Origin of the sequence: Chitinophaga niabensis (assembly GCF_039545795.1) — a bacterium.
Lineage (GTDB): Bacteria > Bacteroidota > Bacteroidia > Chitinophagales > Chitinophagaceae > Chitinophaga > Chitinophaga niabensis_B.
Window position 1 is genome coordinate 5,993,417 of record NZ_CP154260.1, and the last position, 24,890, is coordinate 6,018,306.

The 24,890-nt window shown below is 44.7% G+C and carries 21 protein-coding genes and 6 tRNA genes; 12 read left to right on the forward strand and 15 right to left on the reverse strand.

Annotated elements, in window-relative coordinates; all coding sequences use genetic code 11:
- Nucleotide 1: 1 nt before the first annotated feature.
- From AAHN97_RS23870 to AAHN97_RS23885, 4 genes are read right to left on the reverse strand one after another with little or no spacing between them, the layout of a single operon-like run.
- Nucleotides 2-982, reverse strand: coding sequence for an AAA family ATPase (locus AAHN97_RS23870; RefSeq protein WP_343304619.1), 981 nt, complete (start codon nucleotides 980-982; stop codon nucleotides 2-4).
- Nucleotides 982-2,211 carry a DUF4350 domain-containing protein gene (locus AAHN97_RS23875; protein ID WP_343304620.1) on the reverse strand — a complete coding sequence of 410 codons (1,230 nt, stop codon included), beginning with the start codon at nucleotides 2,209-2,211 and terminating at the stop codon, nucleotides 982-984. Before AAHN97_RS23875 ends, AAHN97_RS23870 begins: the two co-directional genes overlap by 1 nt.
- 6 nt (nucleotides 2,212-2,217) lie before the next feature.
- The gene (locus AAHN97_RS23880) at nucleotides 2,218-2,997 is read right to left on the reverse strand and encodes a DUF4129 domain-containing protein (RefSeq protein ID WP_343304621.1); all 780 of its coding nucleotides are present in this window, start codon (nucleotides 2,995-2,997) and stop codon (nucleotides 2,218-2,220) included.
- Nucleotides 2,994-3,980: a stage II sporulation protein M gene (locus AAHN97_RS23885; RefSeq protein ID WP_343304622.1), complete on the reverse strand. Its 987-nt coding sequence runs from the start codon at nucleotides 3,978-3,980 to the stop codon at nucleotides 2,994-2,996. The genes AAHN97_RS23880 and AAHN97_RS23885 overlap by 4 nt, the downstream gene beginning before the upstream one ends.
- Before the next feature lie 56 nt (nucleotides 3,981-4,036).
- Between AAHN97_RS23885 and AAHN97_RS23890 the strand changes: the two genes are divergently transcribed.
- From AAHN97_RS23890 to AAHN97_RS23900, 3 genes are read left to right on the forward strand one after another with little or no spacing between them, the layout of a single operon-like run.
- Entirely contained in the window at nucleotides 4,037-4,825 is a 789-nt protein-coding gene (locus AAHN97_RS23890) for an RDD family protein (RefSeq protein ID WP_343304623.1), read from the forward strand.
- 49 nt (nucleotides 4,826-4,874) lie between these two features.
- A complete protein-coding gene (locus AAHN97_RS23895) occupies nucleotides 4,875-5,468 on the forward strand; it encodes an RNA polymerase sigma factor (RefSeq protein ID WP_343304624.1) in 594 nt (197 codons plus the stop codon).
- Nucleotides 5,465-7,015: an autotransporter outer membrane beta-barrel domain-containing protein gene (locus AAHN97_RS23900; protein ID WP_343304625.1), complete on the forward strand. Its 1,551-nt coding sequence runs from the start codon at nucleotides 5,465-5,467 to the stop codon at nucleotides 7,013-7,015. Before AAHN97_RS23895 ends, AAHN97_RS23900 begins: the two co-directional genes overlap by 4 nt.
- Here AAHN97_RS23900 and nagA read toward each other — a convergent pair.
- The 4 genes from nagA to AAHN97_RS23920 form a co-directional block, all read right to left on the reverse strand.
- Complete coding sequence (gene nagA, locus AAHN97_RS23905) at nucleotides 6,993-8,096, reverse strand: N-acetylglucosamine-6-phosphate deacetylase (RefSeq protein ID WP_343304626.1); 1,104 nt, start codon at nucleotides 8,094-8,096, stop codon at nucleotides 6,993-6,995. The two genes, AAHN97_RS23900 and nagA, sit on opposite strands and share 23 nt — an antisense overlap.
- Nucleotides 8,097-8,117: 21 nt before the next feature.
- Nucleotides 8,118-9,872: a RagB/SusD family nutrient uptake outer membrane protein gene (locus tag AAHN97_RS23910; protein WP_343304627.1), complete on the reverse strand. Its 1,755-nt coding sequence runs from the start codon at nucleotides 9,870-9,872 to the stop codon at nucleotides 8,118-8,120.
- Between the two features lie 20 nt (nucleotides 9,873-9,892).
- Nucleotides 9,893-13,420, reverse strand: a complete 3,528-nt coding sequence (locus AAHN97_RS23915) for a TonB-dependent receptor (protein WP_343304628.1) — start codon at nucleotides 13,418-13,420, stop codon at nucleotides 9,893-9,895.
- 267 nt (nucleotides 13,421-13,687) lie between these two features.
- Nucleotides 13,688-14,671, reverse strand: coding sequence for a FecR family protein (locus AAHN97_RS23920; RefSeq protein ID WP_343304629.1), 984 nt, complete (start codon nucleotides 14,669-14,671; stop codon nucleotides 13,688-13,690).
- Between the two features lie 193 nt (nucleotides 14,672-14,864).
- Here AAHN97_RS23920 and AAHN97_RS23925 point away from each other — a divergent pair, with 193 nt between their 5' ends.
- Nucleotides 14,865-15,410: an RNA polymerase sigma-70 factor gene (locus AAHN97_RS23925; protein WP_074241779.1), complete on the forward strand. Its 546-nt coding sequence runs from the start codon at nucleotides 14,865-14,867 to the stop codon at nucleotides 15,408-15,410.
- Here the strand turns inward: AAHN97_RS23925 and AAHN97_RS23930 are convergent.
- From AAHN97_RS23930 to AAHN97_RS23940, 3 genes are all read right to left on the reverse strand, one after another.
- Nucleotides 15,387-17,150 carry a glycoside hydrolase family 9 protein gene (locus AAHN97_RS23930; protein WP_343304630.1) on the reverse strand — a complete coding sequence of 588 codons (1,764 nt, stop codon included), beginning with the start codon at nucleotides 17,148-17,150 and terminating at the stop codon, nucleotides 15,387-15,389. The genes AAHN97_RS23925 and AAHN97_RS23930 overlap by 24 nt on opposite strands.
- Nucleotides 17,151-17,199: 49 nt before the next feature.
- A complete protein-coding gene (locus tag AAHN97_RS23935) occupies nucleotides 17,200-17,937 on the reverse strand; it encodes a murein L,D-transpeptidase catalytic domain family protein (protein ID WP_343304631.1) in 738 nt (245 codons plus the stop codon).
- Nucleotides 17,938-18,065: 128 nt separating this feature from the next.
- Nucleotides 18,066-18,788: an SDR family NAD(P)-dependent oxidoreductase gene (locus AAHN97_RS23940; RefSeq protein WP_343304632.1), complete on the reverse strand. Its 723-nt coding sequence runs from the start codon at nucleotides 18,786-18,788 to the stop codon at nucleotides 18,066-18,068.
- 491 nt (nucleotides 18,789-19,279) lie between these two features.
- Here AAHN97_RS23940 and AAHN97_RS23945 point away from each other — a divergent pair.
- The 8 genes from AAHN97_RS23945 (at nucleotide 19,280) to AAHN97_RS23980 (ending at nucleotide 22,208) form a co-directional block, all read left to right on the forward strand.
- Nucleotides 19,280-19,352, forward strand: a tRNA-Ile gene (locus AAHN97_RS23945).
- Nucleotide 19,353: 1 nt separating this feature from the next.
- A tRNA-Met gene (locus AAHN97_RS23950) sits at nucleotides 19,354-19,426 on the forward strand.
- Between the two features lie 85 nt (nucleotides 19,427-19,511).
- Nucleotides 19,512-19,583: transfer RNA gene (locus tag AAHN97_RS23955), tRNA-His, on the forward strand.
- Nucleotides 19,584-19,591: 8 nt separating this feature from the next.
- Nucleotides 19,592-19,665, forward strand: a tRNA-Lys gene (locus AAHN97_RS23960).
- Nucleotides 19,666-19,669: 4 nt separating this feature from the next.
- A tRNA-Asn gene (locus AAHN97_RS23965) sits at nucleotides 19,670-19,741 on the forward strand.
- Between the two features lie 4 nt (nucleotides 19,742-19,745).
- Nucleotides 19,746-19,820: transfer RNA gene (locus tag AAHN97_RS23970), tRNA-Phe, on the forward strand.
- Nucleotides 19,821-20,282: 462 nt separating this feature from the next.
- The gene (locus AAHN97_RS23975; RefSeq protein ID WP_343304633.1) at nucleotides 20,283-21,365 is read left to right on the forward strand and encodes a slipin family protein; all 1,083 of its coding nucleotides are present in this window, start codon (nucleotides 20,283-20,285) and stop codon (nucleotides 21,363-21,365) included.
- 45 nt (nucleotides 21,366-21,410) lie between these two features.
- Nucleotides 21,411-22,208, forward strand: coding sequence for an SDR family oxidoreductase (locus AAHN97_RS23980; RefSeq protein WP_343304634.1), 798 nt, complete (start codon nucleotides 21,411-21,413; stop codon nucleotides 22,206-22,208).
- Here AAHN97_RS23980 and AAHN97_RS23985 read toward each other — a convergent pair whose 3' ends face one another.
- The 4 genes from AAHN97_RS23985 to AAHN97_RS24000 form a co-directional block, all read right to left on the reverse strand.
- Nucleotides 22,209-22,568 carry a helix-turn-helix transcriptional regulator gene (locus AAHN97_RS23985; protein ID WP_343304635.1) on the reverse strand — a complete coding sequence of 120 codons (360 nt, stop codon included), beginning with the start codon at nucleotides 22,566-22,568 and terminating at the stop codon, nucleotides 22,209-22,211.
- 86 nt (nucleotides 22,569-22,654) lie between these two features.
- Entirely contained in the window at nucleotides 22,655-23,296 is a 642-nt protein-coding gene (locus AAHN97_RS23990; RefSeq protein WP_343304636.1) for a Crp/Fnr family transcriptional regulator, read from the reverse strand.
- A 148-nt stretch (nucleotides 23,297-23,444) separates the two neighbouring features.
- The gene (locus AAHN97_RS23995; protein ID WP_074241772.1) at nucleotides 23,445-23,804 is read right to left on the reverse strand and encodes a hypothetical protein; all 360 of its coding nucleotides are present in this window, start codon (nucleotides 23,802-23,804) and stop codon (nucleotides 23,445-23,447) included.
- A gap of 436 nt (nucleotides 23,805-24,240) precedes the next feature.
- Complete coding sequence (locus AAHN97_RS24000; protein ID WP_343304637.1) at nucleotides 24,241-24,780, reverse strand: dihydrofolate reductase family protein; 540 nt, start codon at nucleotides 24,778-24,780, stop codon at nucleotides 24,241-24,243.
- Between the last annotated feature and the right edge of the window lie 110 nt (nucleotides 24,781-24,890).

Consider the following 24,890-nt stretch of genomic DNA (forward strand, 5'->3'; position numbering starts at 1 on the left):
ATTAACGTGGTACTGCTACGGCTTTAAGGATCTCTCCAATAATATCATCAGGTGTAATACCTTCCATTTCTCTTTCCGGCGTCAGCATAATACGATGCCGTAAAATATGTGGTAATACATAAACCACATCATCCGGTGTTACAAAATCACGCCCGTTCATCACGGCAATGGCTTTGGCACAGTTCATCACGGCAATGGATGCACGTGGAGAAGCGCCCAGGTAAATACTTGGATTATGCCGGGTTTCATTCACCAGCGTGGCAATATATTGCAGCAGCTTTTCATCCAGTAATACCTGCCGCACCTGCGTTTGCAGGTCCTGCACCTGTGTGGCCGTGAGCACGCTTTCCACTTTATCCAGTACATGCGCACTTTTTTGCAGGTTGGCCGCTTTTAATATTTCAACCTCTTCTTGCACCTGCGGGTACTTCACTTCTATCTTAAATAAAAAACGGTCCAGCTGCGCTTCCGGCAAACGGTAAGTACCTTCCTGCTCAATCGGGTTTTGCGTGGCGATCACCATAAAAGGCTGATTGAGGAAATGTGGAACCCCATCATTGGTGATCTGGCGTTCTTCCATTACTTCAAACAAAGCCGCCTGCGTTTTTGCCGGTGCCCGGTTGATCTCATCTATCAAAATGATATTGCCGAAGATGGGGCCTTTCTTGTATTCAAACTCTTTGCTTTGCGGATTGAAGATAGAGGTACCCAACACATCCGCCGGCATGAGATCGGGCGTGAACTGGATACGGGAGAATTTAGCATCTATGGTGCTGGCGAGTAATTTGGCCGCCAGGGTTTTTGCCACACCGGGTACCCCTTCAATGAGGATGTGCCCGTTTGCAAGCAATCCCGCAACAAGCAGATCTATCATCTGCTGCTGCCCTATGATCACTTTTGCCATCTCTGCTTTTACCGCTGCAATGGCTGTATGTACAGCAGAAAGGTCTGTGCGCGGCTCAAAAGTGTTTACTTCTTCCATTAGTTCGTTTTTAAATAGAATTGATAGATGCTATTATAGAAATGTTGTAATTCGTTATCTGAAACACTGCCTGCCAACCGCAATTCATGCACCTGCCTGAACATCTCCGCTACTGCTTCGTGCGGATGCCCTGATTTACGGGATAACAACAGCACAAATTCATCATTTAACTGGCTCGTGTTCAGGTAATAATGGTTCCGGATATATTCCAGCAGATGCTGGATCATTTTACGGGCAAGATTACTGTTGTCGTGATGAAGGTAATACAAGCGCCCCAGTGTTTCTGCAAATTCCAGCGAGGTATTGGTCAGTGCCGGTTTTGGAGGAATAAGCCGTTGCCGGCGTTTACCCTCAAACAATACATACAGCAGGAGTAACAACACCGCCAGCCACAAAGCCCATTTAAGGGCGGGATGCCGCATTAATACCTGCCAGTTGGAGAAATCTCCTTGCTGCCGGTAGCGCAGGTTTTTGTAATATTCATCCCAGTAAACATTCTGTGGATATTGTGGCAGGTAGGCCATCTGGTTCTCCAGCGCCTTGATGTTCTTTTTTTCCAGCAGGAAATTATTGGTCCAGGTCATAGGGTTCAACAGCACAAACAAATGCCCGTTACCTGCATTGATGCGGAAGAAATTAGGTGCATGCTGCGCATTGGTACCCAGTATGGTTGTAATAGCCGTATCCGTTTTATCCAGGGCATCCAGCATGGAGATGCCTCTTGAGGAGAAAAAAGTATCCGGCGCAAATCCCGGGTTTACGAAGGACTGCTTAGCAATGTCGTAAGGTAATTTAAGTGTGGTGTCTGCTGTGGTAGTAAAGTTAAATGCCGCCTCCAGCAATGAGTCCGTTTTCTCCACCACCATAAACAACCTGTTGCCTGCACTCACATAACTGTACATGGCATTCACATCTTCCTGTGTGGCAAAGAGCCGGCCTGCAACAATGATATATACATCGTTGGATGCTTCCTGGAAGTGTGTGTTCTTACTGTAGGTATGCGCAAATGATTTGGTGATGGTTTTCGGCTTATTATTATCGAAGAAATTTTCCAATAGCTTATAAGGCACATAACTGCCAAAGGGCTTTTTATCCCGGCTGCTATACGTGATATGCTCCCGTGAAAACCTGTTATCCTCCACCGTTACGTTGCTGATCCCTGCCAGTGCCAGCAGGAAAATAACACCGAGTGTAAGGATAGAGATGGTTATGATGATGGCTGCTCTCACGGATTTTTATCTTAAAGATGTTTTAAACGCTGAAAATTGTTCTTCCAGTTGTGCAAACTGCCCGTTATTCAGCGGCTGCTGCCCATACCATACATATTCATAATGCAGGGTAAGCTTAGCAAAGGGTTTATACCAGGCGGTGCTGGCAAGTTCACGGAGATAATCCATATTTGTTTTATCCTTGCCCGGCTCAATCAATTGCTTTGCTTCCAGTAATTGCAGTGAATGCAGGTAACGCATCCTCACAGCTTCCCGCCAATCACCTGCGGCAATTGCTGCGCGGGCCAATGCATCATAGTTTTGCGGGCCTTCCGTTGAGTGTGTACCTTCTTCTTCCTTTTCCTCATGGGAACGACGGAAGAACCGGATATCGTTTTTACGGATGAATAAAAGGATGCATGCCAGTAATAGTATTCCCAGTAAAATATATAACAGCGTGCGGAAAAATTCCCTGTGCTCACGCACCCAGGCTCCCGTATTCTGCCACCAGCTATCCTTTTTGATAGACGCCTGCTCATATTGCAGCGCTTTCATATTGCGCAGTTCTTCTATTTTATCTTTGGGTAATTCCTGCCTGGAAAGTCTTCCTTCTGCGGCCTCATTCCATTCCCCCGGTTTTTGATCGTCCCACAGGGAATGGGGCAGTTTTTTCTCCCGCAGTTTGTCTTCCAGTGTAGCTTCTACTGATGCCGTATCTATTGTTGAGATAACCGTAGTATCTGCTTCCTGTGCCTTCACGCCAGTGCAAAATGCGAGGAGCAACCATATGTACAAGAGCCTCCTCATAATGGCATTGGTTTGATCAGTTTCCCTTCCGTGTTCAGGCGGTACCCCTGCTTCTGCACCCTGATAGGATAAATAATAAAATACCACACAATGAAAGCCAGTGAAAGTGCCAGTATGCTGATACTGATAGCAACAGGCATGGAAGTATGGCGTGTAATGAAACTTTCCAGGAAAGCCGCTACCATGAATATAGGGATCAGCGCTACGATGATCTTCAGTCCTTCTTTTGCCCCTCTTTTAAGAGAATCCTTCCGGGTATGCGTTCCGGGGAAAAGGATGCTATTGCCGAGTATCATGCCTGCCGTTCCGGCAATGATGATGGAAGAGATCTCCAGTGTGCCGTGTACCCATATTACCAATACAGAAGCCCAACCCAGGCCTTTTGAAAAGAAGAAGTACTGGAAGGAGCCCAGCATGATCCCATTTTGCAGCAATACCCACAGGGTTCCTGCAGAAAGGGCCACCCCGAAAACAAAGCAGAACATGCTCACCTTAATATTATTAAAAGCAATCCGCAGCCACATATACCCGGGATTCTGATCTTTATATACACCAAAGGGATCACCATTGGCAATGTTCTGTTCCGTCATATTTACATAATCATCTCCCAGCACCCCTCTTACAAAAGTTTCGTCATGGGCCGCAGAAAAGGCCCCGATAATACATATCAACAGGAAATAACAGAAAGTGAACAGGAAAAGGCGGTGGTGTTTGCGGATCAGCAGCGGCAACTGGTAGTAAAAGAAATTGGAGAACCGGTTCTTTTCCCCCTGGTGGCTGCTGTAAATACGTTGAAATATGCCCCCGGCCAGGCCATTAATGTAATGGGTAACCTTACTATGGCTATAAAATGTTTTGGCGTAGGCCAGGTCGTCCAGCAATCCGGTAAAGCGTTCTGCCATCTCATCGGGGTCTTCCGTGGGTTCCTCCTGGATCTTTTTCCAGCGGTGCAGGTTCCTTTTAATAAATGAAGATTCTCTCATGCGATACCGGAGATAAAAATACTTAAGTGGAAATATAATAAATTTTAAATTTGTTTATGCCTATTATCAAAATACCCACCGCATTTAACATTGACCTTGAGTTCGAGGGAGCTGATCTTGGCCGGCGGTTGGTAGCTTATTTGATTGACCTGCTGATCCGGATAGCCTATATGGTACTGGTAGGAATGCTTATTAGCAGGAATGTGAGCAACTCAAATACAGAGGATGTGCTGATATTCATATTCATGATCATCCCTGTTTCCCTGTATTACCTGATCTCGGAGATCCTCATGAAAGGGCAAAGCCTGGGCAAACGGGCCATGGACATCAAAGTGGTAAGCCTGATAGGAAATACCCCCTCCCTGAGCCAGATCCTTTTGCGCTGGATGTTCCGGCTGGTGGAATCTCCCATATTCACCCTGGCCATCATTCTCACTATGGCGGAAGAATCTTCTGCATTTAGCATCCTTATCTCCCTGGCAATTGCCATTATCCCTGTAATTATTGTTTTCCGTTCAGAATACAATCAGCGGCTGGGAGATATTGCCGCAGGCACCATCATGGTCCGTACCCGCCAGCGCCATACCATACAGGATACCATTTTCCGGGAAATTGACCAGGTGGATTATGTGCCCCAGTTTTCTCAGATCCTGCGCCTGTCTGACAAAGACCTCAGCAAGATCAAAAGCGTGCTGGATAGCTCCATGCGCAATAACGACTGGGCCATGGCAACCCGGATGTCTGAAAAGATCAAACAGGTACTGCATATTGAAACGGATATGGAACCCGCTACTTTCCTGGAAACCCTGCTGAATGACTATAATTATCTTGTAACAAGAAAGTAAAATATTTTTGTCTTTACCCAACCTTTCTCCTCCAGCCAGGCGTCTGTATATGTTAAGACTTTTGGATCAGAGAAGAAGAAATAGCTTTAAACCGGATGATCAGGCAGATCAACCCACGGCCCTTACAACGCTTATTGAAGGTTGTAAAAGGGGAGACCGCCTGTGCCAGGAAAAATTATATGCACTTTTCTTTGATCAGATGTTAGCTGTTATCCATCGCTCCTTTAGCGATCAGGATGCGGCTATCAGTATTTTAAATAATGGTTTTCTGCGTGCTTTTAAAAAAATTGATCAATATAAAGGCAGCGGAAGTTTTGAAGGATGGTTGCGCAGGATCATCACACATGCTATTGCAGACTATTACCGGGATCATGAAGCAGAACTAAACATCCGGAAAGCTGAAATAGCGGACAATCTGCCGGAGCTACATACAAAAGATCCAATGGCCTACAAAGATCTGTTGCAGGTATTACAGCATTTGCCGCCTGCTACCAGGCTGGTGATCAACTTGTTTATTGTCGAGGGTTACGCACACAAAGAAATTTCGGAAATGCTGGGCATTAGTACCGGCACTTCCAAATGGCATGTTTCGGAGGGAAAAAGAATATTGAAAAACCTTTTAAACATTCAATTCACCGAATGAGCAAACGCAATCAAAATATAGAAGACTGGTTGCGGCAGGCTGCAGCACAAGATCCGGAAGTTTCTTCGGATCAACTGAAACAGCAGGCATGGGGGCAATTGAGCAATATGCTGGATGGGGGAGAAATATTACCTCCTCCGCCAGGTTCGTTTGTTTCCCGCTGGTGGATGATCATTATAGAAGCACTGATACTCCTGGGGTGTTTTACCTATGTGGTTGTTACCGGGGAAAAACAACATACGCCTCTGTTTGCAAAAGAGGAGCATATTATTTCCTTAAATGAAAAAGGATCTTTCTTTATAAAAGAACAATATTCATCAGACAGGGATACAGCGCTATCTGGGAAGGAACATTATGTTCCGCTATTTGTAAAAGAGCTTGATGTTTTCTCGTCAGAGAAAGAACAAGATGTTTCCCCATTTTTAAAAGAACATACCCTTTCCCCATTTGCAAAAGGTCAGTCATCAGATGCCATTTCTTTTTCTGCAGAAAAGAAACATCCATTATATTCAGAAACAACTTCTTCCGCTTCTCACTTCAAAAAAGAATCGCTGTCATTTCAACCAACTTCCAAACATAAAACCGCAGATGTTACTAAAGGCAACAAGCCCAAGTCGGCATCAAAAACATCCTCTTCCTCCGCCAACAGAAGACAAACTAATAATCACAGACCATCTACCGGTGCCGTTTACTGGAACACAGATCCATTAGAAAAATCCCCTTCCGGCACGGAACAAAAACGCCTCCTATATGCAGGGGCCGGCAGTAAGCAAACACCGGAAGCCATACATCCATTAACCACCAGGCAGTTATTCGTACCTGTAAAGGACTCCGGAGTACAAAACAAACCGGTTCCAAAAACACCACGTCCCAATCGGGAACGAAGAGAACACGCTCCGTATAGTTTAAAAATAGCCGCCATCCTTCCAATAGCAGATGCATATGGCGCATCAGCCAGTATAGAATATACCTTCCAATGGAGAAAGGAATGGCGCATACGACCTTACATCGGCGCAGAACATCTCACAGGATTCAACAGGGTCTACGATCATGAGGCCTATACCGGAGCATCATCAGGGCTCGGTGGATATCCAGGAGATCCGTCAAATCAGATGGGGTTTAACAAAAAAGACAGTGTGTTCACCCATTTCATTTTAAATGGTCTAACATATGGAAAAGCTGGTGTGCAGGTAGCTTATGTTTTCTCCAAATGGGAAATAGCTGCAGGCGTCGAATACAGGTATGTACTGAATGCATTAGGTAAGGACACCTCTTTTAGAGTAAACATTATCGGCGCTCCCAGCTCCATAGAACTTCAACCCGTTCTCTTTAACAGAAAACAAACAACCGGCACAGGAAATGTTCGGTTGCATCTGGGACTTGACTATGCAATAAACCCCCGCCTGCAAATAGGCGCCATTTATTATATGCAGTTAAACAAGCAAAGATTAGACTCATCTTACAGGGCACCGCATCCTAAACTGCCTGATCAGACATCTTTTCAGATACACCTCCGCTACCAATTTAGGCATAAACCACCCCGTTAATATAAACATGCTGTGGTTCAAACGCTTCATTGAATATCGTGAGATCAGCTTTTTGCCCGATGGTGATCTCTCCCCGCTGCGGTACGCCAAAAAGCCGGGCCGGGTAAGTAGAAGCCATCCGTACCGCTTCATCTAACGGAATGCCTGCGTACTTTACACAGTTATGAATACCTTGTAAGAGGGTAATAGCAGAACCGGATAAAGTACCATCCGGCAGCGTGAACCGATCTTTCTGACGCACGTGAGGATATGCACCTGTACTGGCTTCCACAGCATCTGTGATCAGGAATAAACGATCTCCCATCACCTTTTTACTAATAGATAAAGCAGGATAAGAAACATGGATACCATCCGGAATAATACTGGCATAAGCTGTATCCGCCTGGTAAGCCGCACCTGGCAAACCTGTGTCCCTGTGATGAAAAGGACTCATGGCATTAAAAAGATGCGTGGTAGTTTGAATACCGTTCCTGTAACCTGCCGTTCCTTCTGCATAAGTGGCATTACTATGCCCTGCAGAAATGATCACCCCGTTATCTAATAACAATTGGATGATCTCCGGATCACATCTTTCCGGTGCCAGTGTGATCATCTTTATAACCCCTTTGGCTCTTTTCAGTAAAGCTTCTACTTCTTTGCGTTCCGGCCTTTTGATGTATTGTTCAATATGCGCACCTTTCTTTAGAGGATTGATATAGGGCCCCTCCAGGTGGAGACCTAATACAGCAGGATGCGGATTATCCCGCACTACATCTATCGCTTTTTCAAATAATGCGATACTGTTGGTAGCCAGGGTAATGAGAAATCCGGTGGTACCAGTCCTCACCAAACCTGTTGCCATAGCAGTTAAAGCAGCAAAGGAGGGATCATCTGAAAACAGATGACCTCCTCCTCCGTATATCTGCAGATCTAGCAGGCCTGGTACAATGTAGTGGCCTTCATGGTTGATGACGCGGGCTTCCGTTGATATGCTGACTGGATCAATCCAACCTTTAATAGTTCCATCCTCCAGTAATAGTGCTTTGTCTTTGATGATTTCCTTCCCGGTAAAAAAAGTACCGTTGGTCAACACTGTCAGCATACGTTATATTTTTAAGGGAAGTTACTGCACCCAGCCCGGATTTTGCAGCAAGTCCACTCCTTTATCTTTATATAACTTTATCTGGTCCAGTGGCAGTGGATCGAGGTACCACCTGCTATCTGCAGACCCTTCTACAAATAAACGGTCCGTAAGCGGGTTGGGAGCAGGGATAATATATCCTTCCTGTCCGCCGCCTTCCAGTGTAACATTGGATAACCAGCTGCCGGTGGGAACTTTTGCCCACTCTGCGCGATTGATCCAGCAGCCCCTGTTCAGATCAGGATTAGCCCTGGTATCTACATACGCCAGTTTCTTCCATCTTCTCAGATCATCCAGGCGCATGCCTTCCATGGTTAATTCCACGCGGCGTTCCCTGCGGATCTCCCAGAGCATTTCAGATACCGTGGGATCTCTTTTGGGATCTGTATATACTACACCGGCAATGGCAGGCTGGCCACCGGATACTTCCAGTTTAGGCAGTTTGGCTGCTGTACCGGAAGGGCGCAGGCGAAGTTTATTGATAGATTTATCCAGGTCCGCCTGTGTAATAGCGCCTGTTTCTGCAGCTGCTTCCGCATAGTTGATCAATATTTCTCCCAAACGGATCACGGGAGCATGTGTAGGATTTACGCTGGAAGATCCTTCCGGCAGATCGCGGATAGCATCGTTCAGGAATTTCCAGGTGCAATAACCCGTAGTTGATGTTCCCAGTTTATTATACCGGTTGTTGGAACCCGGCGGACGTAATTCAGGGTTGAAGGTATCCAGCAAACGTGGGTCCCTGTTAGTTCTCACCTTCTCATTGGTTTTATCTCCCTGGTAAACAGCAGAAGTGCCTATAGGTCTTCCATCTGTGCACAGGTATGCTTCCATCAGGTTTTTGTTAGGCCCCGTCTGTCCTTCTCCATTAACATAACTGTTCAGCGAATGCGTCAGTAAACCTGTTGCATAACGGCGGTACATGATGATCTCTGTATTCTTGGAAAGGTCCAGGTTATTGAAAGACTCCCGGTAGGTTTGGTTGAAAACATACCCTCCGTTAGTGATCACATCATCGGCAGCCGCTTTTGCTGCCAGTAGGTATTCCTGTGCTTTTGCCGGATTGTTGAGGTGATACTTTTGCCAGGTACCTTCAAACAGGAATACTCTGGACATAAAAGCTTCCACCACCCATTTGGTAACATTTAATCCTTTCTCTCCATCTGCAGCACGCACATTTTCGGAAGCATATTTGAAGTCGAGCAATACGCTGTCCATCACCAAAGTGCGCGGGTCACGAGGTTTATATAACTGAGCTTCTTCGGAAACATCCATGGCATAGCCGTACCAGGGCACATCGCCGAAAGCTTTTACTAAGCGGTAATAGGCCATACCACGGAAAAAGCGGGCAATGCCCATCCAGTGTTTTTTAGTGGGCTCATCCAGGCTGCTCATGTTCTGTACACGGTTCAGCATGATATTCGCTTTACGAACATTCGTAAAGGACCATCCACCACCACTGGCAGGGATGATCTTAACGAACTGCGGAGGACTGGTAGGCCCAAAATCATCATTCAGTGATTGCCCCTGGTAGAAATAATCACCAAAAGCAAAGCCGGTACCATACCCACCAAAATAAGTGGTATAAAAACCATACGCAAAAGTGCGCACGTTCTTTTCGTTAGACCAGTAAATATTGTCACTCTCCTGATCCAATGGGCCACGGTCCAGGAATTCCTTGCTACAACCGGTGCCGAGCCATGCCAACAATACCAGGATATATATTTTCGATTTCATAAAGATCCAGATTTGTGTTTTTAGAAAGTAAGTTGAAGCCCGAATGAAATTTCTTTACGGAAAGGATACGTCCGTCCGAATGCTGTGGCATCTGTTTGTTCCGGTGTGTAATCAATTTCCGGATCCAGCGGGATCTGTAATTTATCCCATGTGAACAGGTTTTCACCACTCACATAAATGCGCGCTGTTTTTATACGGGCTCTGTTACTAATATTTACAGGCAGTGTATAACCCAGTGAAAGGTTCTTCAAACGGGTATATGCCATGTTCAGCAAATAACGGCTTTGGCGCTGGAAGTTACGGGTAGCATTAGAACCAGCAGTAAAAGTAGGTTGCGGATAATATGCATCTGTGTTAGTAGGCGTCCAGTAATCCAGGTGGTGATCATACCAGGAGTCTGTTCCAAAGCCTGGAATGAATAATGGACCGGAAGGCCAGAGCTCTCTTTTGCCCACACCTTGTATAAATATGCTAAAGTCAATTCCTTTCCAATCTGCTCCTAAACGTATACCATATTGGTAACGGGGAGTGGAGTTACCGATCACCATCATATCTCCGTAATCATCCAGGGAAGAAGCACCAGGTGTTATTTTTTTATCGCCGTTACGATCTACATATCTTACGTCTCCCGGTTGGAAGTAGAACCAAGGTGCAGTACCAGCCAGCACTGTCTGATCAGCGATACCTGCATTGGGTACCCATACACCGTTTTGTTTGGTAAAGTCACTTTCCTGGAACAGGCGGTCTGTTTGATAACCCCATATTTCACCAATGGTTTTTCCCTCGTAGTTATTAGCCAGGAGTTTGGATGCACTGGCAAAACGGGTGATCTTTTCCTGGAAGTCGGATAATGTGGCGAGTACGTTAAAGCGCAGGCCATTTTCCAGTGTGTGGCTATAATCAATAGCCAGTTCCCAGCCTTTGGTTTGCATTTCACCAAAGTTCCGAACGGGTGAAGCACCACCAAATGAACTCGGTAAAGTAACACCTGCACCGATCATTTTACTGGTGGTCCTGTTATACCAGTCGAAAGTTATACCCAGTGCATTATTAAAGAAGCGGGCATCCAAACCAAGGTCTGCACTCGTAACTGTTTCCCATGTGAGGGAGCTGGACACCAATCCCGGTGTGGAAACAGTGATCTGGTTTGTACTTCCTATCAGCCAGCCTGAGGCGCTGGGATCCATTGTAGAAATGAACCGGTAGTTACCTACATTCTGGTTACCCAATGATCCATAGGAAGCCCTGAGTTTGAAGAAGGACAGTACCGGTTTTGCAAACTCCATGAAATTTTCTTCTGTGATCACATATCCGGCAGATGCTGAAGGGAAAAATCCATAGCGGTCATTCACCGGGAATTTTGAAGACCCGTCATAACGTCCATTGATCTCAAACAGGAACTTGTTCTTATAATCATAGTTAATACGGGCGAAATAACCATTGGTAGCCCAATGCCCCCTGTCTCCACCAGCAAACTGATCACCGGTTGCCAGGGATATCTCACCAAGGTTCGGATCGATCAGTGTTCTTCTTTCCGAAGTTTGTGACCAGCTGCGAAACAGATCCACATCCATCCCTACAATTCCTTTCAGGTGATGGTGGCCAATATCTTTCTTGTAAGTAGCAAAAGCGCGGCCGGTATTCCATTCGCTCCAGGAGGAAACATACCTTACGCGGTCCCATACCGCATCCTGGTAATTGGTAAAGTAATTCAATTGTGTGGGGTTAGCCCAGAAATTGATCCCTGCAGTGGGTGCTCCGGCAGTACGGAAGTGGTTATTAGTAGAAGAATAGGTATAATCAACATCAATGGTAAGGTCCTTTAACGGTTTAAGTGTACCGCCAATCTGTACCCTGTTGAAAGTTGATTTGGTTTCATCCATATTCGCCTGCTGAGTTTCCGTTACAGCACTGCGGAAAGGTTTTCCCTGGTAGGTGCCATATGGATAAATAACAGGCCAGCGATAGAGATAATACCAGGGGCCTAATTGTGCACCGGAATAAGACATCGGCTGTTCAAAGATAGACTGGCTTGTCATGATCTTTCCTCTTACATCCAGCCAGTCTTTCACCGCAGAGTTTACAGAAAGTGTAGCGTTATATCTTTGGAACTTATCTGTTTTGAATTTCAATACACCACTTTGGTTGAGGTATCCTAAGCTTAAGTGGTAATTTGTTTTTTCTCCGCCGCCGTTAAAAGAGAGGTCATGTTTTTGCATCATGGTCCAGTCTTTCATATAACGTTTACCCACATCCCATGGACGGTAAAAATAAAGCAGGCCATTGCGGATCTCAAAGTCCCGGTTCAGCACCATCGAATCTCCCAGTTCTTTACCACCATAATCCTGTTGCCATTTCTTCATTTTTTCGATCCCCTCTCTGTCAAAGCCCATACCCAGTGTGCCGAAGAAAGCTTTGTTGGGTTCCTGGCGGAGGTAAGCGGCAAACATGGCTTCCGCACCTTCCACAGCACCGGCTATTTTAGGCATGGTGGTTGGCTTGCTCCAAGAGAAGTTATTGGAATAGTTCACCGTAGTGGGCGCACCTTTTTTACCGGATTTAGTGGTAATGAGGATCACGCCCCAGGCAGCACGTGTACCATAAATGGAAGTGGATGCCGCATCTTTCAATACTGAAATGGATTCAATATCCTGCGGGTTGATCATTTGCAGGCTGGGTATCTCTACGTTGTCCACCAGGATCAAAGGTTGCGCACCGGCAGCACCGGTATTGAGAGAACCCGTCATACCTCTTAAACGGATAGCAGGATTCCTACCAAGATCTCCACTTGCAGAAGTGATCGTTAAACCGGGTACCGTTCCCTGTAATCCACGGCCGATATCAGAGATGGGCCTGGAGTTCAGTGTTTTATTAATATCAACAGAAGTTACGGCACCGGTTAAGTTAGCTTTCTTTTGGGTACCATACCCTACAATCACCACATCATCCAGTTTACGGTTATCTCCTTTTAGGATTACATTGAGCACAGTAGCTTTTCCTACTACCACTTCCTGCTGAACAGCTCCGATGGAACTAAAGATCACCACCTGTCCACGATTGGCAGTAAGGGTAAAAGCCCCGTCTACATCCGTGTACACTCCTTTTGTGGTGTTCTGGATCCTTACGGAAACGCCCGGCATGGGTACGCCGGATTCGTCCATCACCTTTCCTTTGATGGTAACAACAGAATCCGCAACCATGGAAGGATTCAGCTCAGCCGGTTGTTCATGGCGGGCTACGATCATGATCGTGTTGTCTGTTAATTTATACCCCAGGCCGGCAGGTTTCAGCAAAGCGCTGAGTGTGGCGCCTACACTCCGGGTAGCATATTGGAGGGATACACGCCCTGAACGTTCCACTAGTTCAGAGGCAAATGCAATGCGAAAGCCGGAAAGCTTTTCGACCTGCGTTAACGCTTTTTCCAGGGTGGCATCGGTAACCTCCATGGTGATCTTCTTCTCCTCGAGCGCCTGGCCTTTGCCGGAAACTGCCCAAAGAAGCTGAAAGCTAACCAGCATGCAAATGATGGTGGAGAGGCTTAATCTCATAAAAAAACGCATTTGCGAGGAATAAACTGCTAGAGACAGCGCGGACACAAGCCGCCCTGTAGCAAAAACCGCTGATTTTTGCATATTTTGCAATTGTTTAGAATGATGAAGAATAGCCTGAGGGCTGTTTAATGTTCTAAGCGAATCCCCTCCCGGACCTTCCACAGTACGGAGGGGAATTTTTTTTGTCAAAAAAAGTTAGGTGGGCGGACGCGTGATCCAGCTCATGGAAAAAGATTTTGGTAAAATTAACGTTAGCAATAGTCTCTATTTGTCAGTACATCCCTTCCCGTCAATAACCACTTCGTTTTCTTCCACGATATAAGAAGCGTTTCCAACGGTACATAAAATGTATAAGACTTTATCAAGTGATTCTGTCCCTTCAAAAGTGGCGCGGATCCTGCAATGGCGGAGAGCAGGGTTAGCAAATCGTATGGGCACCTGGTATTGTTCGCCTATCTGTTTAGCGATATCCTCGAATGGTATAGAATTAAAGTCCATGCCTTTTTTCAGCCATGCAACGGTTTCTTCTGCTTTTACCACTTTAGTAGCCGCTACTTTGTTCTCATATACAATTTGCTGATCCGGTAAAAGTATGCCGAGCAATTCACGGCTCTGTTCATCTTCTATTTTCACTTTACCCCGTGTAACAGTAACTGTAACAGAGGACTGGTCCGGATAGGCTTTGATATTAAAGGCTGTTCCCAGTACAGTGGTCAGTAATCTTCCGGAATGGATCACAAAAGGTTTACCCGGCTGGTGCCGGATATCAAAATAGCCCTCTCCTTTAAGTGTTACTTCCCTGCTGTTACCTTTAAATGAAGCAGGATATATGAGGCTGCTGCCTTCACGCAATACAACAGTACTGCTATCCGGCAGCAGGATGAAACGTTTGCTTTCCGGCGCATCCGGAGAAACGGCCAGCAGCTGGCTGGCGCCACCCTGCTCTTTTGCAGAAGGACGGGTGAACCATAATAAAACGCCGATCCCCACAATAGGGATCAGAACAGCCGCCACACGCAGCCAGATATGACGGGAGCCGCTGCGGAAAAGGGTTTCCTTTCTGCGGCGGTAATCTGTAAAATCCTGCAGTAATTCCTGTGCCAATTCCTCATCCGACCGCCATTGCAGCGATTCCGCTTCCGGATGCTGCCAGGTTTCATACCAGCTTTCCAAAGCTTGTAATTCCTCTGGCGTACAGGTGCCGGATTTGTATTTTTCTAATAGTTCTTTAACGTCTAACAAGCTCATAAGTGGGAATTGAGACCTCCGTCATTATATAAGGACAAACAATAAAAAACAAACCGTTACTCCCCTGAAAAAAATATTATTCTTTGATGAAATCCCATTTTCCTTGGAAAATTAGCGCTTAAATTTCCTTACATTTAACTTACGCAAAATTACAGGGTCTATTCCACAGCATACACACCATACGGACGTAGAGTTGCTCTCCTCATGGAAAAAGGGCGATCAGGCTGCATTTGACGCCTTATACCAACGTTATGCCGTGATGTTATTAAAGAAAGCATATGAAAAGACCGGTAACAAAGAAACTGCCCGCGAATTTGTGCAGGAGGTTTTCCTGGAGTTACTGGAAAGGAAAGACCGCCTGGATATTCACACCTCTTTTAAGGCTTATATTTTCACCGCATTGCGCAACCGCGTGCTGAACTATCTGCATCGCCAGTTCATCCATCATAAATACGAAGTATACCAGGAAACCCGGCCTCCTGCCATCAGCAATGATGTGGAATCCTATCTTTCCCATAAGGAACTAACACTCCAGGTATCCGATGCCATTCAGCAATTACCGGAAAAATGCCGCCAGGTATTTTTATTAAGCCGCTCCGAAGAACTCAGCAACAAAGAGATCGCGGAACGTTCCGGTATCTCCGTGAACACCGTAGAGCAGCATATGCGTAAAGCATTACGGCTGCTGCGCAGTGGTTTACAAAGGACCCCGCTCTTAATTGCCTTCATTTTCTTTTAACGCCAGCAGGTAGATCAATGAAGCCGTACCATCCATGGTAGGTTCATTCGTGCTGTAGTCTCCATAATCATCATGGTATACCACCAGGCTGCTTTGAAAAGCCGCATACTCATCCGGGTCTGCTAAGCGGATGCCGATAAGACTATTATAAATAGTACCATATACCGGCCCATCCACTAATCCTCCATCGATCGGGTAATTCTTCAGATGGGTGAAAGCAGAATGCGGATCTACAGGAGTATCGCCGTTAGCCGGTAAACCATATACCATACTGGTTCCCCAGGGATTGCAACCAAACAGCCAGTCAAAATTCGCCTGCGCCAGTGCAGCAAAAGAAGCATCTCCGCTAAGTTGCTGATACCAGTAACACTGGATGGCAAATGAAGTGGTGAGATTATTACTGCACCAGATGAAAGGCACACCCCGGTAAAAAGCATTTTCTTTCGCTTTCTCCCAAACCCTTTCCACACCTGTTTTGTAATATTGAATAAGCTGTTGTTTGGCAGCTCCTTTGGAATGTTTCGCTAATTCATAGTGCCCGATATTAATGAAGGGATACCACTGATAATGGCTGGCCGTGTCTTTTCCCAGCCAGGGAGTGATCGTTTCCTTTGCTGCATATATCTGCCCTTCTTTTAAGAAGGCCTGCTTTTTTGTAACAGCAAAAAGTTGTGCCGCTGCCAGTTCCATATCATCCGTCCAGTTATCTTCTGCGTAGATATAAGGGGATAGTACAGATGCGGTCTGTTGTACTCCGGGCTTTTTTACACCTAAACTATAAGCAGTATTGGCACGTTTTAATAACCGGCTGGCATAAACGGGGTCATTTTTCTGAAAGAGGGAATACGCGAGGGAGAAAGCACTCGAGAATTTTCCTGCCGTAGAAGCTACGCCGGTACTTTTGTTCATCTTATTATATTTCACACCCTGCACCTGTGGTTCCCCTGAGCAAAAATAAACCGGCCTTTCAAAACCTCTTCCATAGAAAGGATCCAGTCCGGGAATACGCATACCCTTATGGTCCCTGTCATCTGCGATCTGGTTAAAAAGCCAGTCGTCCTGCGGATGCATTCTCAGTAACCAATCCAATCCCCAGCGTGCTTCGTCCAATACATCTGCTGTACTGTTCTTTCCCGGCAGGCCATTAGCATCGTGCCGGTCACCAAATACTTTCGGGAAATCCCGGTAGGCCGCCAGTAAATGATAAGCAGTATTTGCGGAGGTGGTGGAATATTGCAGATAATCACTGGCATCGTGCCAGCCGCCTATTGTATTGATATAGGTACTGTCCGGCATGGGGCCGTAGAGGGTATATCCATCAAAAGTATGACAGGAATCTTTGAGGAAAGGATTGAAGCCGCAACGCTGCTGGCGCAAATAACGCAGGCAGAAATCGGCAGAACCCTGGTACACGTTTCGGGCTATACGAAAATAAGGAGAGGAAGTATTGCCGGTCCTCAACTGGTAAGTGCCCGGTGTTTTAAAAGAAGAGAAGTCCAGCCGGTAAGATTGCTTGAAGGGGCCGTAACTCCCGAATGCTTTTCCGGCGGCGGCCTTGAATACTACTTTGCCTGAAGCAGAATCCAGCAGTTCAAATGATTGCAGCGTTGCATCTGTGAGGCTTCCCCACACAGCCACTTTAATACCCGCAGGAAGATACCCGAGTTGATTGATCCGGATATATTCTGCCTGTACAGCAGTGGTGAAAAATAAAAGAAGTAGGAAAATGCAGCGTTTCATCGTAGCCAGTTTGTCTATGTAAGATAGACAAACTGATTAAAATGAACCGTTACGCCGCGTGTTGCAGCATTTTGGAAGCACTGATATAATTCTGATCAGGACTGTACATAAACAGGCAACTGCCGTTCTGTATTTTGCTGATGATCTTTTTATGCAGCTTCACGGGCACAGCAGGGCAGCCAAGGCTGCGGCCAATGTAACCTTGCAGGCGGGCCAGCTTTTCATCCACATAACTGGCAGCATGCATCACAATGCCTCTTGACATAGCATTGGAATTAATGCCTTCTTCCTCACCTTCCAGTTTTAAGGAATACCCATGTTTACCTCTGTAAGTGCTACCGGTCACATAGAATCCAAGACTGCTCTGAAAGCTTTCCTGTGAGTTGGAGAAATTGGTGGCCATGTCCTTTCCGGAATTACGTCCGTGAGAAACCAGTGAATTAAATAACAGCTTACCAGAGGCCAGGTCTATTACGAAGAGACGTTTTTTAGAAGAGGGGAGACTAAAGTCTACAATAGATAAGATCTCATCGTTCTTCAGTTTACCTTCTTCCAGCAGGCGCTCGTATCCAGCCAGTGCATATTCATAGGCCTGTTGGGAAAGCCCTAAAGCGCCCAGTGCCAGTTGATCATACAACATAGCATTGGCAGACACACCTGTTTTTGCAACAGTATGTTTTACAACGCCGGTATTCTTTTTACCTATGGAAGAAACCTTCAGGCTCAAAAGTGAAGTAAGGCACAGGAAGGGTAGTATGTATCTTTTTTTGCTAAATCTCATTTTCATCCGCTACATTGCTTTTACTAGTTAAAAAAATAGGTTTTTCTGATATGTTATTGCAGTTTACAAAGATACAAATTATCTATTATTTGATACTGTTGTTTAAGGGCTTAAGTGTCAGGAAGATGTCAAAATTACCAGGAAATAGCCTGTTTTTTGTGAAAAAAGCCGCCATTGGGGCCTTCTTCGGGCAAAGTGGCCAGCCAAACCAGGGTTTCTGCTCCTTCTGATACTTCCATGGGAGCCCATTCCGTACCCATATCCGTTTTCACCCAACCCGGGAAAGCAGAATTTACTTTCAGCAAAGTGCCTGCATAAGCATTGGCAAGATGGATGGTGTAAGAGTTGAGCGCTGTTTTAGTAGTATTATAAGCAAAGGTTTTCAGGAGTGGTTCTCCATTTGAACGCAAAGACAGGGATCCCATATTAGTGGAAACATTCACGATCCGGGGTGCTTTGCTCTTCATGAGCAGCGGCAACAAAAGGTTAGTAAGTGCCACTGTACCAAAGAAATTCGTCTCGAAAGAACGTTTCAGTATGTTACTCGTCACATTATCTGTGGAGTCTTTCATAATATCCTCTTCCAGCATAACACCCGCATTATTAATTAATACATCCAGTCTTCCGTAAGTAGTGGTGATAACATCTACTGCGTTGCTGAAAGTATCTTCATCTTCCAGATCAATGATCACGGGGATCAGGGGATGCAGGCTTTCTATTTTCTGAATGGCGTCTATTCCTTTCTCTTCACTTCTTACCCCAAGAAAAATAATATGCCCCAATGCTGCCAATTGACGGGCTGTTTCCAGGCCTAATCCCCTGTTAGCGCCAGTGATTAAAATTACATTTTGCTCCATGCGGTTTTTGGGGATCAAGATATTTTAATAATGATCCGAAGCAGTGATGTGTTGTTTTAAATATCCTTTTTACGTGTTGAAATGAATATTTGTGTGATTCAAATAATGATCAATGCGTTTCGTCATTAAAGTTTTTAATTGCTGAAAATTAGTTTCATCTTTGCATCGTTAAAAATAATTAAACACATGCAACGGTTTATCAAACATTCAAATCAGATTCAAACAGATAGCACTATGAGGGGCTATAAAGTTTGCGGTGCATGTTATGCCACAGAATAAGTTGAAAAAACAAATTCGATATAACTAAGGCCCTGCAAGCAATTGCGGGGTTTTTAATTTTCAGGATGATGCCACAACGATTTAGGAATATACCGCTCAAACATATGATTGATCAAAGATCAATGCGACCTTTTTATGTCTTTACATAAATGATTTTATGTAGCAGGAGAAATAAAACCCGGTCGCGCAAACGACCGGGTTTTTTATTGTATGGTGACTTAGCTCAGTTGGTAGAGCACTACGCTGATATCGTAGCGGCCGGCGGTTCGAATCTGTCAGTCACCACAGCGACTTAGCTCAGTTGGCAGAGCGCTATGCTCATATCGTAGGGATCGACAGTTCGAACCTGTCAGTCGCTACAAACTACTGGATGGTGTAATGGCTAACATATCACACTTTGACTGTGATGTTCTCAGTTCGAATCTGAGTCCGGTATCTGCATATGGTGTTTGTAGTTCAATGGCAGAACGTCCGATTGTGGATCGGAAGATAAGGGTTCGATCCCCGCAAACACCCTGATATATTGGTTCGTAACTCAAGTGGTTAGAGTACCGGTCTTTTAAACCGGGTGTTGTGAGTTCAAATCTCACCGGGCCAACAATGGATAAATAGCTCAACGGCAGAGCACCGGCTTGTTAAGCCGCTGGTTGAAAGTTCGAATCTTTCTTTATCCGCTAAGGACAAGTAGCTCCAATGGTAGAGCAGTGGTCTGAAGCACCGCCAGTACAGGTTCGAGTCCTGTCTTGTCCACCAACGCTGATGGCAGCATTAGTGAAAGATAGTTACAAACATTATGCACAAACCAGGTGAGGGTTTCTGTATAGCCCCACAGTGCAGCGGCAGGTTGCTGGCTGTATGCTGTTGTGGTAATGCTCTTGTAACCACCATAATTTGTGGGTTGTGGGTTCGAATCCCATCGGAGTATAGACTTCGTAACTCAACGGGTAGAGTAACAAATGCAGTCTTGAAAACTGCCCCTCTTTTTAGGAGGATCTAAGGGAGCCGGCCACTCTATAAAATGGCCTCTGGAAAAGTCAGCAACGCTTGCCGCAAAATTCGGTGAACGCTCTGCAAACGGATGTAAATATGATACGCGCGCTTATTACTTGTTATTAAGAGTTGCACAACTAACAGGCACAACATCATTGAAATCCGCTTCCGTGTGAATTGAATGGAAAGCATGGCTGACTTTTTAAACTTTAAAACCTATATGAAATGAAAAGAGTTATCATCAATGCATACCAGACCGGCTTGGTTTTCAAGCGTGGTGTGTACAAAAGAATGTTGACGGAAGGAACTTACTGGATCGGCTTCTCCGAAGAAGTGATCTATGCCAATAAATTTGAAGCCTTCCATCCGTCAGAGGAATTAAACATCTACTTACAGGACGCCGCATTAGCAGCAGCCTTGCATGTAGTAGAGGTTAAGGACAATGAGATTGCTTTGCAATACGAGAACGGTCTGTTGAAGAAAGTATTAACGCCTGGTCGTTATGCATACTGGAAAAGCCTGATCGAATACCAATTCGTTCATGCAGATATCAGTAAGATCGAGATCACCGAAGCTTTGGATAGATCTACTTTGTTGAGTAAACATGTAATGCCATATGTACGAACTTATACTGTGGAAAGTTACGAGCAGGCTTTATTGTTTGTGGATGGTAAGTATACCCAAACATTAAGTGGCGGAACTTATTTATGGTGGAAGAACAACATTGCTGTTCATATTGCTAAAACAGATACCCGTCAGTTACAGCTGGAGATCAACGGGCAGGAGATCCTAACGAAGGATAAAGCCGGATTAAGGATCAATGCCTGGGTGCAGTACAAGGTAACTGATATCATCAAAGCTTTGTTGCAGAACAAGGAATATGAACGTCAATTGTACATCACCGTTCAGTTGGCTTTAAGGGAATATGTGGCCGCATTCAGCTTCGATGAATTGTTGGAAAAGAAAGACAACATCAGTTTGAATGTAGACGTAGCAGAATTGGGAGTAGAAGTATTAGCCATCGGTATCAGGGATATCATCTTACCAGGTGAGATGAAGGATATCATGAACCAGGTGTTGGTAGCAGAAAAGAAAGCGCAGGCCAATATCATCATGAGAAGGGAGGAAACTGCAAGTACCCGTAGCTTGCTGAACACTGCCAAATTGATGGAAGATAATCCTATGTTGTTCAAATTGAAGGAGATGGAATATGTGGAGAAGATTGCTGAAAAGATCAATAGTATCAGTGTAAGTGGGAATGGAGTGTTGATCGATCAGTTAAGACAGATCTTTGTTACCCAAAAATAAAAAGGAGTTGGCTGGTGTATCGGCCGGCTCCTTATCTTTATGTGCATGAAGCATTTTGCAGATAAAGTGATCTGGATAACAGGCGCCTCTTCAGGATTGGGTGCTGAACTGGCTCTCCAGCTGGCGAAAGAAAAGGCCCGCCTGATCTTAAGCGCCAGGAATGAAACCGCCTTACAGGCTGTTCAGCAGCAATGCCTGTCCTATACTCCCCATTGCATCCTGCTGCCGGCAGACCTTGTCAAAGATCCTTTAGCGTCACTAACATCAGCAGCCCTTCGTGCCTATGGCCATATTGATATCCTCATCAACAACGCCGGTGTTACACAACGTTCCCTGGCAATAGACACTACGCTGGAAGTAGACAGGAAGCTGATGGAAATAAATTTCTTCGCCCCGATATCCCTTACGAAACATCTCTTGCCCCATTTCCGGGAAAGGCAATCCGGCCACGTGATTGTGGTCAGCAGTATGGCCGGGTTAATGGGATTTCCATTACGTACTGCCTATTCTGCTGCCAAACATGCGTTGCATGGTTACTTTGAAACCTTACAGGTAGAACATACCATTCCCGGTTTACATATTACCATTGTTAGCCCGGGCCGGGTGAACACACCCATATCCCTCCATGCGCTCACCGGCACCGGTAGTTTACACAATCAAATGGATAAGGGACAACAGAACGGTATACCCGTTCAGGTATGTGCTGCCAGGATACTGACAGCAATAGAAAGAAAGAAAAGACATGTGATCATTGCCCGCAATGAAAAACTGCTTTGGTGGCTGCGTAAATTTATTCCTCCCTTATATTATTCCATTGCGCGGAAAGCCGGATTGAAACATTAATCAGGCTTTGGGCCCCTTGTTCCCCAATTGGGAAAGTGCATGCTGCACAAGCTGACACAATAGTTTATTTATTGCATCCAGTTTCGCCACCAATTGTGGTAAAAACTCTTCCTGTAAAATAGCAGGAATTTTGCCTTTGAGAAGATCGATCAGGTCTTTTTCATTAAAAGCAAATAAGTTCTCCAATGTAAGATTATACAATGCTGCAATGCTTCCCAACCGTTTAACAGGTATGGTGGAAGCATCCTTTTCGATACCTACATAGATGGTGGTGGAGACACCTATTTGTTTTGCTACATAAGCCTGCGTGTAGCCGTGTAGTGCTCTTAAACAGAACAGCTTTCTGCTGAGGTCTTTCATTACCGTGGTGTTTTTATTACTAGGATAATTTTCTCTTACGAAGCTAAGTACGAAATTTATCCAGCGGCTTACCATTTGGTAAAAAATTATTTCTTACGTCTGATCCTGCTCAGAGACTGAGGAGTGATCCCTAAATAAGATGCAATGTATTTCAATGGCACCCTTTGTAAGATATCCGGATGATTAGTCAACAATTTATTATACCGTTGAGTCGCATTGTCCATCCTGAGTGAGTAAGCCCTCTCTTCCATCTGGATGTAATACTTTTCAGTAAGCACCCTTCCTACAAAGTTGAATTCTGTAAAAACACCATAAATCTTCTGTAAGAATTCATAGGACAATGAAATACAAATGGTGTCTTCCAAAGCGATTATAACTTCCCGACTTGGTTGTTGAGTAAAAAAACTTCTAACAGAAATAACTACATCATTTTCTCTCATAAACCAGGAAGTCACTTCTTCTCCATTATCCTTAATATAAGATGCCATTACTAATCCTTTAAAGACAAAATAGCATTGGCGGTTGATTTTATTATTCTCCTGGATAATCTCTCCTTTCCTGAAAAACTCTATTCTTGTGTCCTGAATGATCATCTTTTTTAGCCCCTTCCGCGAGGGTTGAATTCTTTCGAACAATTCAAACATCCAATTGTACATAGGTCCGAAAGAATCAATACTTAAATTAGCTGCGCTTTTGCTGATGTTGTACTTTGGTTGTTTCTTAGACATACGATACCGTTTTAATTTTGGTAATTAAATACGGTCTCGATTAGATGCTCAGTCAGATACAGAAGTTCAACGCGAATATAAAATAAATCGCATAAAAAAGGCCGCACCTCAAAGAGGGCGGCCTATAATATTAAAAGTATCTTATTGATTATTCGGGATCTGCAGCCACTGGCTCCAGGATGGAAGCATTCAGGCTCAACTCAAAACCTTTGCTCATGTTCATCTTCACGCTTTTATCGACCAACCAGCGTTGCACATCACCATTCTCATTTAACAACTGCATCAGATCTATGGCAACAGCGGAATCCCTGATATCATTCTGCACTTTCCCTTTTTCGATCTCTAACGTGAACTGGTAGTTATACTTTACCTTGTTGGCAGCAACTTCGAATTCCCTTTTAGAAAGAGATAAACGCTGCTCCTCATTCAAAGATTTTTTCAACAGGATCTTGATAGCAGGTACGTATTTTTTCCACAATTGCTGATATCTCCCAATTTCGTTATTCATATGTGTTTGATTGTTTTTTAAACAAAATAATGCGCTGAATGATTCTTTTTCTCTTCTGGTGAATTACAAACGAGGACTATTGATCGTAAGCGAAGGGAATTAAATATCTGGCGAAATAAACATTCACATAGCTGTAATCGGAGGTAAAGATACGTATTTTGGTGCGTTTGCAGGATTTTAAAGCATACAACCCTTCTCCCAAACAACAGTAGAATATGTAATTTCATGTAAATCAAGCTACAAGGTCTGTTTTGCTCAAAAATATTCTATATGGTCTTGTAGAACATAAGCCACAAAAAATGCATATGTCACTTATCAAACAAGCGCATCCAGACGCAATCTTTGCGTTGAAAAGTTCTTATAAACAGTGCCTTGCCCAAATCCAGTGCAATTAATCGGGCTCCCTTTCTCCTGGTTATAAGAGAAGATCTTTTAATTAACGTGGCTTATAGGAAAGCAGTACCTGGCCTCCTGTGAAGACCCTTGTATTCACATGTTCAAGTTGGAGTGTTGTCTTAAGGTCTTTAAATAATGGCGTTCCGCTACCCAGCACCAAAGGATAAACAATGATCCGGTATTCGTCAATAAGATTTAGCTTTCTGAGCGTGGATACCATCTCCGCACCCGCAAAAAGCACAAGATCTTTCCCTGGTTGTGCTTTCAATTTTTTGATCGTTCCTTCTACATCGTCTTTTACTAACGTTGTATTATTCCATGTTGCTTTTTCCAGTGTGCGGGAAAAAACCAGCTTGGGTTTATTATTCATCTTATCCGCAAAGGAGCTTTTGTCCTTTGGCCAATAGGACAGCATCAGTTCATACGATTTACGGCCGTAGATCATCAGATCTATTGAATCTAATACATCATGGAAATAACTGAACAGTTCTTCATCATCGGTGAAATCGTCCAGTTCCTGGTTTGGCCCCTCAATAAACCCATCCAACGACATCATTATAGATACAAATAGCTTTCTCATAAGATAACATTTTGATCGATTTAATAACACTAAAATTAGGCCAGCATGAAACAGCAATTTAAAGGGGGAATTGGAGGAAGTATTTGCTGGCGTTGATCTATCAGCATTAC

Excerpts from the sequence above, each read along its gene's own strand:
- AAHN97_RS23985 (WP_343304635.1), bottom strand. The coding sequence starts at position 22,568 with ATGAAAGACCTCAGCAGAAAGCTGTTCTGTTTAAGAGCACTACACGGC.
- AAHN97_RS23930 (WP_343304630.1), bottom strand. The coding sequence starts at position 17,150 with ATGAAACGCTGCATTTTCCTACTTCTTTTATTTTTCACCACTGCTGTA.
- AAHN97_RS23920 (WP_343304629.1), bottom strand. The coding sequence starts at position 14,671 with ATGAGCTTGTTAGACGTTAAAGAACTATTAGAAAAATACAAATCCGGC.
- AAHN97_RS23895 (WP_343304624.1), top strand. The coding sequence starts at position 4,875 with ATGTTAAGACTTTTGGATCAGAGAAGAAGAAATAGCTTTAAACCGGAT.
- AAHN97_RS23885 (WP_343304622.1), bottom strand. The coding sequence starts at position 3,980 with ATGAGAGAATCTTCATTTATTAAAAGGAACCTGCACCGCTGGAAAAAG.
- AAHN97_RS23880 (WP_343304621.1), bottom strand. The coding sequence starts at position 2,997 with ATGAGGAGGCTCTTGTACATATGGTTGCTCCTCGCATTTTGCACTGGC.
- AAHN97_RS24000 (WP_343304637.1), bottom strand. The coding sequence starts at position 24,780 with ATGAGAAAGCTATTTGTATCTATAATGATGTCGTTGGATGGGTTTATT.
- AAHN97_RS23995 (WP_074241772.1), bottom strand. The coding sequence starts at position 23,804 with ATGAATAACGAAATTGGGAGATATCAGCAATTGTGGAAAAAATACGTA.
- AAHN97_RS23940 (WP_343304632.1), bottom strand. The coding sequence starts at position 18,788 with ATGGAGCAAAATGTAATTTTAATCACTGGCGCTAACAGGGGATTAGGC.
- AAHN97_RS23890 (WP_343304623.1), top strand. The coding sequence starts at position 4,037 with ATGCCTATTATCAAAATACCCACCGCATTTAACATTGACCTTGAGTTC.
- nagA (WP_343304626.1), bottom strand. The coding sequence starts at position 8,096 with ATGCTGACAGTGTTGACCAACGGTACTTTTTTTACCGGGAAGGAAATC.
- AAHN97_RS23910 (WP_343304627.1), bottom strand. The coding sequence starts at position 9,872 with ATGAAATCGAAAATATATATCCTGGTATTGTTGGCATGGCTCGGCACC.
- AAHN97_RS23915 (WP_343304628.1), bottom strand. The coding sequence starts at position 13,420 with ATGAGATTAAGCCTCTCCACCATCATTTGCATGCTGGTTAGCTTTCAG.
- AAHN97_RS23980 (WP_343304634.1), top strand. The coding sequence starts at position 21,411 with ATGAAGCATTTTGCAGATAAAGTGATCTGGATAACAGGCGCCTCTTCA.
- AAHN97_RS23990 (WP_343304636.1), bottom strand. The coding sequence starts at position 23,296 with ATGTCTAAGAAACAACCAAAGTACAACATCAGCAAAAGCGCAGCTAAT.
- AAHN97_RS23900 (WP_343304625.1), top strand. The coding sequence starts at position 5,465 with ATGAGCAAACGCAATCAAAATATAGAAGACTGGTTGCGGCAGGCTGCA.
- AAHN97_RS23935 (WP_343304631.1), bottom strand. The coding sequence starts at position 17,937 with ATGAAAATGAGATTTAGCAAAAAAAGATACATACTACCCTTCCTGTGC.
- AAHN97_RS23870 (WP_343304619.1), bottom strand. The coding sequence starts at position 982 with ATGGAAGAAGTAAACACTTTTGAGCCGCGCACAGACCTTTCTGCTGTA.
- AAHN97_RS23975 (WP_343304633.1), top strand. The coding sequence starts at position 20,283 with ATGAAAAGAGTTATCATCAATGCATACCAGACCGGCTTGGTTTTCAAG.